Origin of the sequence: Pedobacter riviphilus, assembly GCF_014692875.1 — a bacterium.
GTDB classification, from domain to species: domain Bacteria; phylum Bacteroidota; class Bacteroidia; order Sphingobacteriales; family Sphingobacteriaceae; genus Pedobacter; species Pedobacter riviphilus.
Genome location: NZ_CP061171.1, coordinates 1663661 through 1678656 on the forward strand (window position 1 = coordinate 1663661; position 14996 = coordinate 1678656).

At 38.6% G+C, this 14996-nt stretch carries 13 protein-coding genes and 3 tRNA genes; 7 read left to right on the top strand and 9 right to left on the bottom strand.

The annotated features are described in order from the left end of the window. Window positions 1-49 precede the first annotated feature (49 nt). On the top strand, window positions 50-559 hold the full coding sequence (locus H9N25_RS06700; protein ID WP_190328361.1) for a YdeI/OmpD-associated family protein: 510 nt from the start codon (window positions 50-52) through the stop codon (window positions 557-559). Between the two features lie 74 nt (window positions 560-633). Here H9N25_RS06700 and H9N25_RS06705 read toward each other — a convergent pair whose 3' ends face one another. From H9N25_RS06705 to H9N25_RS06740, 8 genes are all read right to left on the bottom strand, one after another. Further along, window positions 634-1368, bottom strand: a complete 735-nt coding sequence (locus tag H9N25_RS06705) for a polyprenol monophosphomannose synthase (protein ID WP_167293960.1) — start codon at window positions 1366-1368, stop codon at window positions 634-636. Window positions 1369-1856: 488 nt separating this feature from the next. Continuing rightward, a complete protein-coding gene (locus H9N25_RS06710; protein WP_190328362.1) occupies window positions 1857-3338 on the bottom strand; it encodes a peptide MFS transporter in 1482 nt (493 codons plus the stop codon). A 63-nt stretch (window positions 3339-3401) separates the two neighbouring features. Then, window positions 3402-4997, bottom strand: a complete 1596-nt coding sequence (locus H9N25_RS06715; protein WP_167293962.1) for a peptide MFS transporter — start codon at window positions 4995-4997, stop codon at window positions 3402-3404. 147 nt (window positions 4998-5144) lie between these two features. Further along, window positions 5145-6041, bottom strand: a complete 897-nt coding sequence (locus tag H9N25_RS06720; protein ID WP_190328363.1) for a hypothetical protein — start codon at window positions 6039-6041, stop codon at window positions 5145-5147. A 35-nt stretch (window positions 6042-6076) separates the two neighbouring features. Beyond that, window positions 6077-7252: an acetyl-CoA C-acyltransferase gene (locus H9N25_RS06725; protein ID WP_190328364.1), complete on the bottom strand. Its 1176-nt coding sequence runs from the start codon at window positions 7250-7252 to the stop codon at window positions 6077-6079. A gap of 1035 nt (window positions 7253-8287) precedes the next feature. Then, window positions 8288-8455 carry an Arc family DNA binding domain-containing protein gene (locus H9N25_RS06730; protein ID WP_167293965.1) on the bottom strand — a complete coding sequence of 56 codons (168 nt, stop codon included), beginning with the start codon at window positions 8453-8455 and terminating at the stop codon, window positions 8288-8290. Window positions 8456-8459: 4 nt separating this feature from the next. Next, window positions 8460-8981 carry a hypothetical protein gene (locus H9N25_RS06735; protein WP_190328365.1) on the bottom strand — a complete coding sequence of 174 codons (522 nt, stop codon included), beginning with the start codon at window positions 8979-8981 and terminating at the stop codon, window positions 8460-8462. Between the two features lie 5 nt (window positions 8982-8986). Beyond that, on the bottom strand, window positions 8987-9844 hold the full coding sequence (locus H9N25_RS06740) for an SPFH domain-containing protein (RefSeq protein WP_190328366.1): 858 nt from the start codon (window positions 9842-9844) through the stop codon (window positions 8987-8989). Window positions 9845-10034: 190 nt separating this feature from the next. Between H9N25_RS06740 and H9N25_RS06745 the strand changes: the two genes are divergently transcribed. The 5 genes from H9N25_RS06745 (at window position 10035) to H9N25_RS06765 (ending at window position 13690) form a co-directional block, all read left to right on the top strand. Then, the gene (locus H9N25_RS06745) at window positions 10035-12041 is read left to right on the top strand and encodes an HD family phosphohydrolase (RefSeq protein ID WP_190329108.1); all 2007 of its coding nucleotides are present in this window, start codon (window positions 10035-10037) and stop codon (window positions 12039-12041) included. 81 nt (window positions 12042-12122) lie between these two features. Then, a tRNA-Ser gene (locus H9N25_RS06750) sits at window positions 12123-12209 on the top strand. Between the two features lie 101 nt (window positions 12210-12310). Continuing rightward, window positions 12311-12384 (top strand) — tRNA-Pro (locus tag H9N25_RS06755). A 53-nt stretch (window positions 12385-12437) separates the two neighbouring features. Further along, window positions 12438-12511 (top strand) — tRNA-Pro (locus H9N25_RS06760). 216 nt (window positions 12512-12727) lie between these two features. After that, the gene (locus H9N25_RS06765) at window positions 12728-13690 is read left to right on the top strand and encodes an AraC family transcriptional regulator (RefSeq protein ID WP_223833633.1); all 963 of its coding nucleotides are present in this window, start codon (window positions 12728-12730) and stop codon (window positions 13688-13690) included. A 379-nt stretch (window positions 13691-14069) separates the two neighbouring features. Here the strand turns inward: H9N25_RS06765 and H9N25_RS25410 are convergent, their stop codons facing one another. Then, window positions 14070-14291 carry a glycosyltransferase family A protein gene (locus tag H9N25_RS25410; RefSeq protein ID WP_407947445.1) on the bottom strand — a complete coding sequence of 74 codons (222 nt, stop codon included), beginning with the start codon at window positions 14289-14291 and terminating at the stop codon, window positions 14070-14072. 14 nt (window positions 14292-14305) lie between these two features. Between H9N25_RS25410 and H9N25_RS06770 the strand changes: the two genes are divergently transcribed. Continuing rightward, a complete protein-coding gene (locus H9N25_RS06770; RefSeq protein WP_167293969.1) occupies window positions 14306-14908 on the top strand; it encodes a Crp/Fnr family transcriptional regulator in 603 nt (200 codons plus the stop codon). Window positions 14909-14996: the final 88 nt, after the last annotated feature.

The following is a 14996-nucleotide window of genomic DNA, read 5'->3' on the forward strand; positions in this document are numbered from 1 at the left end:
TAACGATTTAATCGTTTACTTGTTTAAACATAATTTTTATATTTAAACCATGATCCACTTTAAAGCAGAAATAGAACGTTTCGACACCATGGGCGAAAAAACCGGATGGAGTTATGTATTTATTCCCGAAGCTTTAGCCAATGAAATTAAGCCCGGTTGTAAAAAGAGTTTCAGGGTAAAAGGAAAGATAGATCAGCTGGAGATTAACGGTATGGCAGCCATGCCAATGGGAGCGGGCGATTTTATTATTGCCTTAAAAGGCGAAGTCCGTAAAAAACTAAGAAAAGAAGCGGGAGCAGCGGTAGAACTTTATTTAGAAGAGGATAAAGATTTTAAAATCGAAATGCCCGAAGACCTGGAGATTTGCCTGTCAGAAGAAGAACATTTAATCGAGAACTTTTTAAAACAGCCTAAATCGCATCAAAATTATTATATCAACTGGATTAACCAGGCTAAAACCGAACCTACGCGCACCAAAAGAATTGTAATGACTGTTAAGGCGATGGATAAGGGCCAGGATTTTGGGGCAATGATACGGGAATCGCAGGGGAAGCCTTAATTTATAGTTCCTAAGTCTATAGTCCTTAGTCGGAAGTTAATAGAACTAGGCGATGTGGACTTAAGGCTCTGGACTTAAGACTCCCTATTATAATTCCTAAACCAACTCCAAACTTTCATCTGGATTACACCTAAAAAAGCTTCTCTGAAAATACGGGTGCTCATTTTTGATGTTCCTTCCGTACGATCGGTGAAGATGATCGGAACTTCGACTACTTTAAAGCCAAACTTAATGGCGGTGAATTTCATTTCGATCTGAAAAGCATAACCAACAAACTTAATTTTATTTAACGGAATGGTTTCCAATACAATTTTGCGGTAACATTTAAAGCCGGCAGTAGCATCCTGAATGTTGATCCGGGTAATCATACGCACGTACATTGAAGCAAAATACGACATTAAAACCCTGCCCATTGGCCAGTTTACCACATTTACGCCTTTAACATACCTGGAGCCAACGGCTACATCGGCACCATTTACACAGGCTTCGCGCAAGCGCGATAGGTCATCTGGGTTGTGTGAGAAATCGGCATCCATTTCAAAAATGTAGGCATAATCGTGTTTTAATGCCCAGTTAAAGCCATAAATATAGGCTGTACCCAAACCTTGTTTACCAGCACGCTCTTCAATAAATAAATGCCCTTCGTATTCTTGTTGCAGCGATTTTACAATTTCAGCAGTTCCATCAGGAGAACCATCATCAATAATTAAAACATGAAAAGGCTGTGTTAGCGAAAAAACCTTTCTAATGATTTTTTCGATGTTTTCCTTCTCGTTATAGGTGGGAATGATGACTAAACTATCTGACACGTTTGTTGTGGTTTTTATAATATAAGCTTTTGGCCTTTATATGTGCTATGCTGTGCTTATTTGTGCTTGCAATTGCTTTTAATGTGCGAAAGTAAATATTTAATATGAAACCTTTATGAATTTTCGTTAATTCGGGATAATTCGTCTTCCAGAACTTGTTTCAGGATCTATCTTTTGATGTTATAGCATGTAGGATTTTCTTTTGGTCCGGAACTTCGTTCTACAGATCTGTAAATTGGTTTAGCAGCACGAACCATTGTTCCTAAACCCGGCAGCAGCGGCAGCTCCCGATTGAAAAGAGGGACTATAGCGAATGGCGGGACTGAAGATGCCAAGCACTCCAGTCCGTTCCTTTCCAAATTTTATTGAATATGCTTCTTAAAACAATATCAGTCTGGGGGCGCTCCAAAACCTTCTATTTACACTTTTAGTACAAATATTTACTTCGCAGCACCTTTGTGTTCTTCATTGCATTCAGAATGACAATATTACCTCACCTCCTGCATTAACTTTTTAACCAACCGCGAAAAAATAATTAATGCCAAACCTGCAATTAAAGAATATAAAGCTAGGGCCTTATAACCCTCGGTGTACGCCATTAATTTAGTCTGTAAAGATGCATTATCGATACTCGACATTTCTGCACCCAGTTTTCCGGCAGCCAATTGTCCGAAAGCACTCGATAAAAACCAAAGTCCCATCATCATCCCGAACATTTTTTTTGGCGATAGTTTAGTAATGATCGACATGCCTATCGGGCCTAAACAAAGTTCACCTAATGTAAATAATAAGTAGGCTAAGGTAAATACATTTAACGAGCTAATGCCCTGAGTATTGGCGAAGAATCTTGTCGCATAAAAAAGATAAAAACCTAAAGCCAATAGAATGAAACCAAGTCCAAATTTTACCACGGTATTCGGTTCAATTTTGCGCTTGTACAAGCCAAGCCATAAAATACCTACAATTGGACTAAAAACAATAACAAAAAACGAGTTAACGCTATTGTTTACCACATTCGGATCAATATTGAAAAAGAGGACTTTATGATCAAGATTATCTTTCGCAAATAACGATAACGAGCCACCGCTCTGCTCAGATATGGCCATGAAAATGAAATAACAGAAAATAAAAACGAAAGCTGCCAGTAGTTTATACTGTGCTTTTTTATCTTTTATTTTAAAGGTTTCGTACAAGAAATAGATCAATGCAATAATACCTATCGTGTACATGAAATAATCAGTAAAGGTGGTGTTTTTCACCATAATATAAATCAATGGGATACAAAGTATCGATCCCACATAAACAGCTGTTTCCCATAGCTGCTGTTTTGATTTTTTAAGGTGCAGCAAAGGCGAATTCCCAATCGGACCTAAATGTTTTTTTGTGAAAATGAATGTGCCTAAACCGAACATCATTACCAATGCGGCTGATAAGAAACACAAGTGCCAGTTGTAATATTTACCTAAATAAATACACATGGCACCGCCCAATAATCCACCTACGTTAATACCCGCATAAAAAAGCCCATAACCCGCATCTCTACGGTTGTCTTTTTCGTGGTATAATTCGCCAACCATCGATGAAACATTGGGTTTGAAGAAACCGGTTCCAATAATAGATAAGGTAATTCCTGCATAAAATAAATCGTGTGGAGAGAAGGCCAAGATTAAGTTTCCGGTAATCATTAAAGCCCCGCCCCAAAAAAGAGATTTTCTGAAGCCTAAAATTTTATCGGCAAAAATACCGCCTATAAAAGTAAAAGCATAAACAAAGGCTTGTATGGCACCATACTGTAGGTTCGATTTTTGGTCGCTTAAACCCAGTTGCTCTACCATAAAAAAAGCCAATACCCCGCGCATGCCGTAAAAGCAGAAACGCTCCCACATTTCTACCAATGATAGATGCCAGAGCTGTTTCGGGTATTTTCCTTCAAAATTTTGAATATCTTCTATTGAAACTGTTTTTTCCATTAAATAGGTTTAAAAATTAAAAGCCCGATGGAGATCGGGCTTTTTGTTAAATTTATTTTTTGATTAGTGAACACCATGCATCCATTTGCGCAATAATGGGCTTAACGCAAACATAATTAAGCCTGCAACAATAGGAATAATGGTAAATATTAAGAAGAATGTAGAAATTGAATATGCTGAGCTGATTTTATCAATCAGCGATCCTGTTGCACCAGCGAGGTAATTACCGATAGCGGTGCAGGTGAAAAATACACCGAACATCAAGCCGACTAAATTTGAAGGGGCAAGTTTACTTACATAAGATAAACCAACCGGAGAAATACATAGTTCACCAACAGTGTGGAAAAAATAAGCAAAAATTAACCAGAATAAACTTACTTCTGCCGAGGTTGCCCCTTGCGGAATCGACGATCCGCCATAAGCTAAACCAGCGAAACCAATTCCAACGAAAATTAATCCAAAACCGAACTTTACAGGTCCGCTTGGGTTGAATTTGGTTTCCCATATCTTCGAAACAATAGGTGCCAGTGATACAATAAAAAAAGAATTTAACACACTGAACCAGGAAGCTGGAACTTCGGTGCTTACTGACCCCATTTCCCTGCTTACTTTCCAGATAGCCAGCACCCAGATAATGGCAAAACTCAATAATGTAAACAAAATGGTTGCAGGGTATTTTTTGAAAATTTTGCCCGCCAATGAAAGCAATACGAAAGTTACGGCTACCAATGGAAATATGGTAAGGATAGCATCTACCCATTTAAAGGTTGTAGCTGCTCCACCTGTTAAGTTTCTTAAGGTATAATCTTTTGCGAAAATGGTCATCGAACCACCAGCTTGTTCAAATACCATCCAAAAGAAAATGGTAAAGATAGACAGAATGGCAATTACCCACAAACGCTGGGTTCTAACTTTTTTAGGGATTACTTCTACTGTAGGGTCTGCTTTTTCTACTGCTTTTGCTTTATCAACAGCAGCGCCAATTACACCAAATATTTTCTGCCCGAAATAGAACTGTAACATACCAAAAAGCATAAAAACACCAGCTAAGCCGAAACCGTAATGCCAGCCCACTTTTTCGCCGATATAACCACACATTAACATGCCGATAAAAGCACCAGAGTTAATGCCCATGTAAAAAATAGCATAGGCACTATCTTTTTTGTCGCTGATAGGAGGGTAGAGTTTACCTACAATTGAAGAAATATTTGGTTTGAAAAATCCGTTACCAATTATTAGTAGCAATAAGCCAACATAGAAAAAGTTGGTGCTAAAGCCTTCTAATGCCATCGCTGCATGACCTAAGGTCATAATAAAAGCGCCGATGATAACAGCTCTTCTATATCCTGTAAATCTATCGGCAATTAAACCACCAAGTATTGGGGTAAAGTATACTAAACCTGTATAAATAGCGTAAAGCTGTAAAGCTTCTGGTCGTGGCCAGCCCCAACCGTTTTTACTTAAATCACTAATCAGAAATAAAACCAAAATGGCCCGCATTCCATAGTAACTAAATCTTTCCCACATTTCGGTAAAAAAGAGTACAAAAAGGCCAACTGGGTGGCTAAATAATTTTTCAGGGGAAACGCCTTGACTGTTTAAGTGAAGGTCTAGTTCCTTATCATGGTCAATACTAATGGTTTCATTAGAAGTTTGCATAAAACATTTGTTGGTTTTAGTTTATGAATTCAGAATTTGTGTGTTGTTTAAGTTAGTTTAGCAGGGCGCAATATAGTCAGCGGATGCCAAACTCACAAATTTTTAAATGATGTATCAGGTAATGAAGTTGTTAAGTTTTGTTAAAAATTAAAACTTTCTGATGGGTTTAACATTTTTCTTCGGATCCGCGTAAAGTTCATCGTTCGAATTAGGATCGTTGTTAAGCGTAAGTTCTTCCTGTAATTTTAATTTGCCGCCAATAATTTTGAAGCCATCAAATGTGCCGTCCGACCCGTGATATTCAAAGGTATCTTTCATTTCCGGATTGAAGGATGCTAAATGGTCAAACACAATCATACCGGCTTTTGCATCACTTTTTAACATCATGGCATTCGATTTGGCATATTCAAATATAACCCTGTTTTTCCCTTTCAGGTCTTTTCCATCAAAAACCGGGGCACCAAAAGTAATATTGTCCTTATTAAACGAAAGGATTTCGATGACTTTTTTGGTTGTGTACGGTGTATTGCCTTTCCATCCCAGTAGTACGTAATAAGGTAAGCGGTTTCCACTGGTTACCGGAATAACTTCATAATACCTGGCGCCGAACCATTTCTGGTTATTCGTGATGCCATTAGGGTCGCTAAGATTATCGGTCTGATCGATTAAGGGATAAAGTTTCAATGGGCCACTTTGGGTATTCATCTGGATGGCACCATAATAGCGGTAAGAGCCATCTGCTAATGGGAGGTACCAGCTCAAAATCCTGAAAGCCTGATCGGGTGATTTAATTACCGATACATTTTTAAGTGAATCGAAGGGGTAAGAAAAAGAATTGGGAGCTTTTAAAGCCTCTACAAGGGTTTTTACAAAATTGCCGTTTATTTCTAATTTTTGCGCATCGCTTTGAGCAGCAATAACCCTTGCCGATATTTTAATCAGTGTATCTTGAAAAACGGCCAATTTGTTTGGCGTTTGCTGCGCTTTTAGGCTAAAGCTTAGCGTTCCAAAGATTAAAAGGATATAAAATCTGAAAAGTTTCATGTATGATCAAATGCGAAGATGCTGCAAAAACAAAATTATAATTTCTCGATAACAAGGGCACTTGCACCACCACCACCATTACAGATTCCGGCTACACCAATTTTTCCGTCGTTTTGTGCCAGTACCGAAAGCAAGGTAACTACAATCCTGGCACCCGATGCACCAAGCGGATGACCTAATGAAACGGCACCACCATTAACATTAACCTGGCTGTCGTTTAGCGCCAAAAGTTGATTATTAGCGATAGAAACTACAGAAAAAGCCTCGTTGATCTCAAAAAAATCTACATTCTTTATATTTATATTGGCTTTGTGTAAAGCTAATGGGATTGCTTTTGATGGTGCAGTTGTAAACCATTCAGGTGCCTGCTGTGCATCAGCATAACTTAAAATTTTAGCTAAAGGTTTTAAGCCTAGTTCTTTCGCTTTATCGGCACTCATTAAAACCAATGCCGCTGCACCATCATTTAAAGTTGATGCATTTGCCGCAGTTACAGTCCCATCTTTTTTAAACACTGGTTTTAATGTAGGTATTTTATCGAACTTAACAGCCGTAGGCTCATCGTCGGTATCAACCAAAGTAATATCTCCTTTACGGTCTTTAACCTCTATGGCTACAATTTCGTTGGCAAATTTACCTGAGCTTTGTGCAGCCTGCGCTCTTTTGTAAGATTCGATAGCGAAATTATCCTGTGCCTCGCGACTAATGTGGCATTCGGTAGCGCAAAGCTCGGCAGCCGATCCCATGTGGTAATCGTTGTAAACATCCCAAAGGCCATCTTTTACTAAGCCATCTGTAATCTGTCCGTGCCCCAGGCGATAGCCGTTTCTTGCCTTATCCAGATAATAGGGAACATTACTCATGCTTTCCATGCCACCGGCTACAATAATTTCATTATCGCCATTTGCAATACTTTGTGCAGCAAGCATTATTGCTTTTGTGCCCGAAGCACATACTTTATTTATGGTTGTGGCAGGTAAATCTGGTAAACCTGCAAGTTTTGCAGCTTGTGTAGCTGGCGCTTGACCTAAGTTTGCAGATAAAACATTACCCATGTATATTTCTTGGATCTGTTCTGGTTTTAATCCAGCTTTTTCAATGGCAGCCTTAATGGCAAAGCCGCCAAGCTGGGTAGCAGAAAATTGAGCTAATGAGCCTCCAAAACTACCAATAGGCGTTCGCACAGCTGATACAATTACAACTTCTTTCATGTATACTAAATTTTATGAATTTTTGGTTAGGCCGCTAAGTTATACATTTTTAATATTGCAATAACGTATCATTGTTAGTTTTTGCATATTTCAATTGAAAAATAAAGAAGAGTTGTTTGGGAACACTAATTCATTTGGATTAAAATAAAGCTTGTTTTTTTTTTTGAAAAGTGATATCAATAGGATTTAGGAGGGCGTTGTTACTCCCATCCTTGTTTTAAGGAGGGGTGCTCGTAGGACGTGGTGGTTAAATCATGTCAATTTATTTGGAAAGGTACTGTAGCATTGCTTGGGTTTGTCAAGCCCTGCTGTTCGCTGTAGCCCTCATGCTTCGGGGCTGTCGCTGCCATCAGGTTTAAATTACTTGGGCTGCTGGTTCTTTGGCTAAGTTGCCTTTCTAGCGGTGATTATTCCCATCCTTGTTTTAAGGAGGGATGCTCGTAGGGCGTGGTGGTTAAATCATGTCAATTTATTTGGAAAGGTACTGTAGCATTGCTTGGGTTTGTCAAGTCCTGCTGTTCGCTGTAGCCCTCATGCTTCGGGGCTGTCGCTGCCATCAGGTTTAAATTACTTGGGCTGGTGGTTCTTTGGCTAAGTTGCCTTTCTAGCGACGATTATTCCCTTCTTGTTTTAAGGAGGGGTGCTCGTAGGGCGGGGTGGTTAAATCATGTCAATTTATTTGGAAAGGTACTGTAGCATTGCTTGGGTTTGTCAAGTCCTGCTGTTCGCTATAGCCCTCATACTTCAGGGCTGCCGCTGCCATCAGGTTTAATTAACCTGGGTTAGTGGTTCTTAGCTTAGGTTGCTGGGGGCAGAAAATTTATTAATATACATTAAAATATACAAACCTATCAGGTTTTAGAAACCTGATAGGTTTAGATTAGGGATCAGTACCGGTTCTTCACTGGTACCAGAGCGGAGCGCAGCCCTGAAAAGCCCGACCCTTGCGTAGCTTGGGGAACGCCCATATTATCACAATTCTCAATTTGCAGTTGGCTAATGCTCTGGGCTTTTGAATCTTCGGAAGCCTTGCTGTTATTCCTCTTTTGTTTTTCCTTTTTTTCTCGATTTTATAGCCTGCGTAAGTAAAAACTCAATCTGCCCGTTCGTACTTCTAAACTCATCGGCAGCCCAGGTTTCTACTTCTTTTAATAAAGCAGGGCTAATTCTTAATACAAAAGCTTTTTTATCTTTCTCCGCCATTCTTTTACTGTATTGCTTGTATATTATACTTTGTTTTTAAATTAATAAGGAACATTTCCAGCTCATCTATTTTATTGCTGCTAAATAATAGCCTTTTGCCATTTTTAAATTCAATCTGTAAACCTTTATCCTTATCATTTAAGATATAAGCTTTATCGTTAAATTTAAACCAAAGCCTGCTGCGAACACCAAATCCACCATAATCTCCTAAAGCGTTGTATTTATTGATATAAACTTTCTCGATGTTGCCCCAACTCAATAGCTTCAGTTTGGTTTGAAAAGGGAAATACTTGTAAGAAATGCCTTCGGTACCGATCTGCAAAGTCATTTTATTTTTTTGAAGCAGGTAGATAATTGCAAAAGGAAGGAGAACTGCCCAAAATGGAGCAAAATAATTGGCTTTTAAAGTTTCAAAGCTCATCCCACCTTTATCGAAAAGCACAATGCTCAGCACTATAACCGCATCAATAGCCAGCAAAATATAGAGCCACCAAAGTTTTAAGCTTTGTTTTTCCTCAAATTCCATTTTACTTAGTTATATAAGGTGCCGGTGTTTACTACAGGTTGTACATGGCGGTCGCCACAAAGCACCACCAGCAAATTACTTACCATAGCTGCTTTACGCTCTTCATCCAGGTCAACAATTCCTTTTTGCGATAATTTCTCTAATGCCATTTCTACCATACCCACGGCACCTTCAACAATTAATTTACGGGCGGCAATAACCGCTGTAGCCTGTTGGCGCTGTAACATGGCGCTGGCAATTTCCGGCGCATAAGCCAAATGCGAAATTCTGGCCTCCAGAACTTCGATACCTGCGCGCGATAAACGCTCATTCAGCTCGTTTTCTAAAAGTTCACTTACTTTTTCAGCGCCGTCTTTTAAAGTAATGCTGGTTTCTTCACCTTCAGCATGGTCGTACGGAAAAATGTTGGCTAAATGCCTTACAGCCGCTTCGCTCTGGATATTTACATATTGCATGTAATTTTCTACAGAGAAAACAGCTTTAGCCGTTTCGTTTACTTTCCAAACCACCACGGCAGCAATTTCGATCGGGTTACCCAGTTTATCGTTAACCTTTAACTGCTGTCCGTTTAAGTTGTTCGCTTTTAATGATAAGCGCCTTTTAGTAGTTAAGGGATTTACCCAAAAAAAACCGTCGGCTTTTACTGTGCCAATATATTTTCCGAACAGGGTGAGCACCATCGATTGGTTGGGGTTGATGATTAAAAATCCCGGAAATATCAAAAATATATCTATGGCTAGTAAAATCCCTCCCCAGAGAAAAATTTCTGAAACAAAACAGAAAATGGATGCGCCTAGCAATGTTATGCATAGTGCGAATGTTAGATAGCCCGATGGCGGACTGATAATTTTTTCTTGATACATAATTGATATTAATTTGATATCATAAAGTAAAATATAAAATCTGGTAATTGCAAACAAAACCCGTAAAATGTATATTAGATAAAAATGTTATTTTTGACAATACAATAATTACATCGTTTTGGCCAAAATCAAGAGAAATTCCCACAAGATCCTTTACCGGAAGTATTCATCAAACCTAAAATATGTGATGATGATATTTACCGTTTTCATTATTACGCTATTCCTGCCTAAACAACCCCGGTTTAGATATGAGTTTGAAAAAAATGCGGTATGGAAAAATAAGGACCTGATTTCACCTTTCAGTTTTGCTATTTTAAAAACCAATCCGCAGGTTAGCGCTGATAAAAAAAATGCCTTAAAAGATATTTTGCCGGTTTACCAATTCGATAGGGGCATTACTGCAAATGCGCTGGAAGAGTTTGCCAATGAATTTGATGTGAAATGGAAATCAAAACAACTTAACGAAAAGGATAAAGATATATACAAAAGTGCTGCCTATAAATTGTTGCAGAGTATCTACCAGAAAGGAATTATTGGCTTAAATGTGAAACACCAGGCAGGCGGGAAAAATTACGACTTTTCTTTGCTTGAAAATAATGTGGCTCAGGAGAAAAACACACAGGATGTTTTTACTGCAGAATCGGCCCTGAAGTTTTTCAAAGATAATTTTAAAGCACCAAATCAGGTAATGGGCGATCTGATTGCAAACCTCGCAATTGATCATATTACCCCAAATATTGTATTTGATGAGCGGCTGACGCAAACCATACAGGATAATACGGTTAACAATATCTCCACAACCAAGGGTATGGTACAAAAAGGAGAGCTAATTGTGGCCAAGAATGATGTTATTGATGAAGAAATTTATCAGAAATTAGAATCTTATAAGGCAACCTACGATGCACAAACCAAAACAATTGGTAGCAGGGCATTGGTTTATCTGGGGCAGGTTATATTGGTTGGCTTTATACTCGCTATTTTAATGTCGTTCCTTTTTCTTTTCCGGAAGGATATTTTTGCCGATAACCGTCAGCTTTCCTTGATCCTTATTGTAACCACAGGAATGCTACTTGCATTGACCTGGGCTATTAAGATGGAAATCCCGAGTTTGTATTATATACCTTTCTGTGTGGTGCCCATCATCATTAGGATTCTGTTTGATACGCGTTTGGCACTTTACCTCCATATGCTGGTCATTTTAATTGCCGGCTTCTTTGTGGCCAATAGTTTCGAATTTGTGTTTTATCAGGTTACCGCAGGGATGGTTGCCATATTCAGTATTAAAAATTTTGTTAAGCGCGAAAGATTCCTGGTTTCGGCCTTGTTTATTCTATTGGCTTATTTAGTTTCTTTTGTAGGCATTGCTCTACTGCGCGAAGGATCTTTCCGCGAAATAGAATGGATGAATTTTATTCCTTTTGTTTTTAGTGTACTTTTATCACTTTTAGCTTACCCCTTAATTTACCTGTTCGAACGTATTTTTGGTATCACTTCTGATGTGGCTTTAATTGAGCTGACCAATACCAACAATAAATTGCTAAGGGAACTTGCTTTTAAAGCGCCCGGAACCTTTCAGCACTCTTTACAGGTGGCAAACCTTGCCGAGGCTGCAATATTTAAAATTGGCGGTAATTCTGTGCTGGTTAGGGCAGGGGCTTTATATCATGATATCGGTAAAGTAGACAATCCACAGTATTTTATTGAAAACCAGAATACGGCTGTGAGCCCGCACGATAAATTACCTTATGAGCAAAGTGCGCAGATTATTATTCAGCATGTGCACAAAGGAATCGAGATTTTAAGAAAGAACCAGATTCCTGAAGCAATTATCGATTTTATCAGAACACATCATGGAAATACCCGGGTTGATTATTTTTATCAGTCTTTTTTGAAAAATACACCTGAAAAATTTGTCGACGAAAACATTTTTCGCTATCCCGGCCCCATACCTTTTAGCAAAGAAACAGGGGTGTTAATGCTCGCCGATTCTGTTGAAGCTGCCTCAAGAAGTCTGAAAAATCCCGATGCGCAGAGCATAAATGATATCGTTGAACGTATAATTAACTACAAATTGGAGCAAAATCAGTTAGACGACTGCGATTTAACGTTAAAAGATATTGAGACTATCAAATTGATATTCAAGACAATGCTGATGAGCATCTATCATGTGCGCATAGATTATCAACAAATTTTGTAATTTTTTTTGTTGGATAACTTGTTTTACTATATTTGCAGACCTCAAAACAACGCCGGTAGGGCAGAAAATAGAGGTTTGAAAGGAGAGGTGCCTGAGTGGCCGAAAGGAACAGTTTGCTAAACTGTCGTACTGGTAACGGTACCGCGGGTTCGAATCCCGCCCTCTCCGCAGAAAATAAAAATTTGCAAATAAAAATGGAATTATCAATTTAAAACCGTTACTTTGCAATCCCTTCGAAAAAGGGAGTTAAAAAAAGAAGATACCAAGTTCGGGATGTAGCGTAGCCCGGTATCGCGCCTGCTTTGGGAGCAGGAGGTCGTAGGTTCGAATCCTGCCATCCCGACAAAAAGTTGATCCACTTTTAAAACAGGATAAAAAAAAGATCGATACCAAGTTCGGGATGTAGCGTAGCCCGGTATCGCGCCTGCTTTGGGAGCAGGAGGTCGTAGGTTCGAATCCTGCCATCCCGACAAACGAAAGCCCTTTTTGCATTGCAAGAAGGGCTTTTTGTTTTTATGCAGGATCAAGCGGAAAAATTGGGAGGAGTTATTCTCTAGGCATATATTTTCCTTAAATTAGCTTATTATTTAGTTCTTTTGAGATACATCAATCCGGGTCAAGTCATTCGGGAGCCTACTTGATCATATTGATGAAAATAGCTAACATCGCGCCTTTAAGATAAAAAAATGATCCCAGCGGGATCGAATGATACTTATTCCTTTAAAATGCCAAGTTTTGATAAAGAATTACAAATAACCTACATCAGCAGCCTTAATAAGGCGCTACAATTTATAGATGAAAATCTAGATACAAGTTTGTCTTTAGAAATGATTTCAAAAGTAGCTTGTTTTTCACCGTTTCATTTTCACAGGATATTCAAGGCTATTACAAATGAGACATTAAATGCTTACGTCAATAGAAAGAGAATTGAAAAAGTAGCTTCTGTTTTAATGCATAAGCCGGAAGCAAGCATTACTGAACTTTCACTTTTGTTCGGTTTTAACAGTAATTCTTCCCTTACAAGATCCTTTAAAAAATATTATAATATAAGTCCATCCGAATTCCGTAAACAAAAAAAAGGGAAATTTAGCAAGATCAGTAAAATTGAAAGCAAGAATGGACAAGAGTTGGTCGCTTTTGAGGAATACATTTGCAGCATTGATAATCTTAAAAATTGGATAGAAATGAATGCAAAAATTGAAATCAGGGAAATGGCTAATTTAGAATTGGCTTATGTAACAAGCATTGGAGAGCAGGGAATTGCTACATCTTATGACACTTTAGTTAAGTGGGCAACCCCATTAGGTTTACTGAAAAATCCTGAGACAAAAATGGTCACTATTTATCACGATAGTTTTAAAATCACAAGTCCAGAAAAAGTTAGAATAAGCGCTTGCATTACGCTAACGGAACCAATTAAACCATCAGGAAATATTGGGAGAACCTCCATCGAAAAAGGGAAATTTATTGTTGGAAGTTTTGTAATTGGGATTACGGAGTTTGAAAAATCCTGGAATAGCCTTTTTGTATGGATGGCCGAAAATGGATATAAAAAAGCTGATCGAGATCCTTTTGAGATCTATCATAATGATTATAGGGTACATCCAGAGAAAAAATGTATTGTAGATTATTTTATACCGATTTCGTGATATAGCTCAAAACTTCTTCTTATTCCTTATTTTGTATAGCAATGGAATAGCAAAAGAACTATTGGGCTCGAACCAAAATCAGCTTTAAATAACTATTAGGACAGAAATTTTCCAGTGAAAAAGCAAACCCTCTTTACGGACTGTAAAGAGGGTTTGTGAACCCAAGTGGGCGCTTCTCGAACCATTTTCTGTCCGATTTGCGTTTAATCGTGGATTTTTTTGATAATAAGATAAGTGTAGGAAACAGGACATCGTTTCCTTTTGCTGGGTAACTGATTTCGGGGGCTCGATCCAGGTCACTGATAAAAAGAGCAAAGCTTTTATGCGTATTTCAATGAAACTGCCGAAATACTCACATAATAGCCTATTTTAGGGTGTTTTAGCATGCACTCATTTGTGTTAAAATCCTATTAGAGTAAACAATGTCATCTGCATCCATCATAAAGATAAATTTTCCACCGGACCTTTTGATGCCTTTACTTCTGGCCGCGTAATTTCCGGAAGGATACACTATATGTTTACTGCATCGCTCAGGTTGTGTTGGCGTTATTTTTGCAGGCCTGCAGGGATATTTTGAATTGAGCACTTTGCTCATCGGCATTTTTTCTATTTAATATGGGAAGATCAATTGATACTTTACAGAAATTATTGTTTGATTTAGCAGGTGTACTGCCTGCCGATACCGCACCATTATTTGCCATGGCGACTCCGGTATCGCTTGAAGCAAATGAAGCCTACATCCGCGAAGGAGAAAACAGCCGTCGATTGGCTTTTATTGAACGAGGTGTCATCCGGGCGTACACCATTAAGGAAAATGGAGATGAGGCTACACTTCTGCTGCGCTGGGAGGGCCAGTTTATTGCCTCACATGATACCATTATTAACCGCCAACCTTCACGGTTTATTTACCGTGCACTGGAGCCTGTGGAGTTACTACAGATCGATTATGATATTTTGGAAGAGGTTTTGAAAATCCACCCAGAGTATGAACCGCTCCGAAATTTTTTCCTGATGAAAATGCTGGCCGAATCTTTAAAAATGCTAGAATCCTTTGTTACACAATCGCCAGAAGAGCGTTATCGGGAACTACTGTCCGAGCGTTTTGACCTGGTAAACCGCGTGCCTGATAAATATATCGCATCTATGCTCGGCATCACCCCAGTGTCATTAAGCCGAATTCGCAAAAGGATGCATACAAAAGGAAAAACAATAACATAAATTATCTTTTGTTAAGCCCCTAAATTATCTTTTGTTAACGGTGCAAAAACCATTTGCTTTATACTTTTGGAGTATAAAAATAAAATAG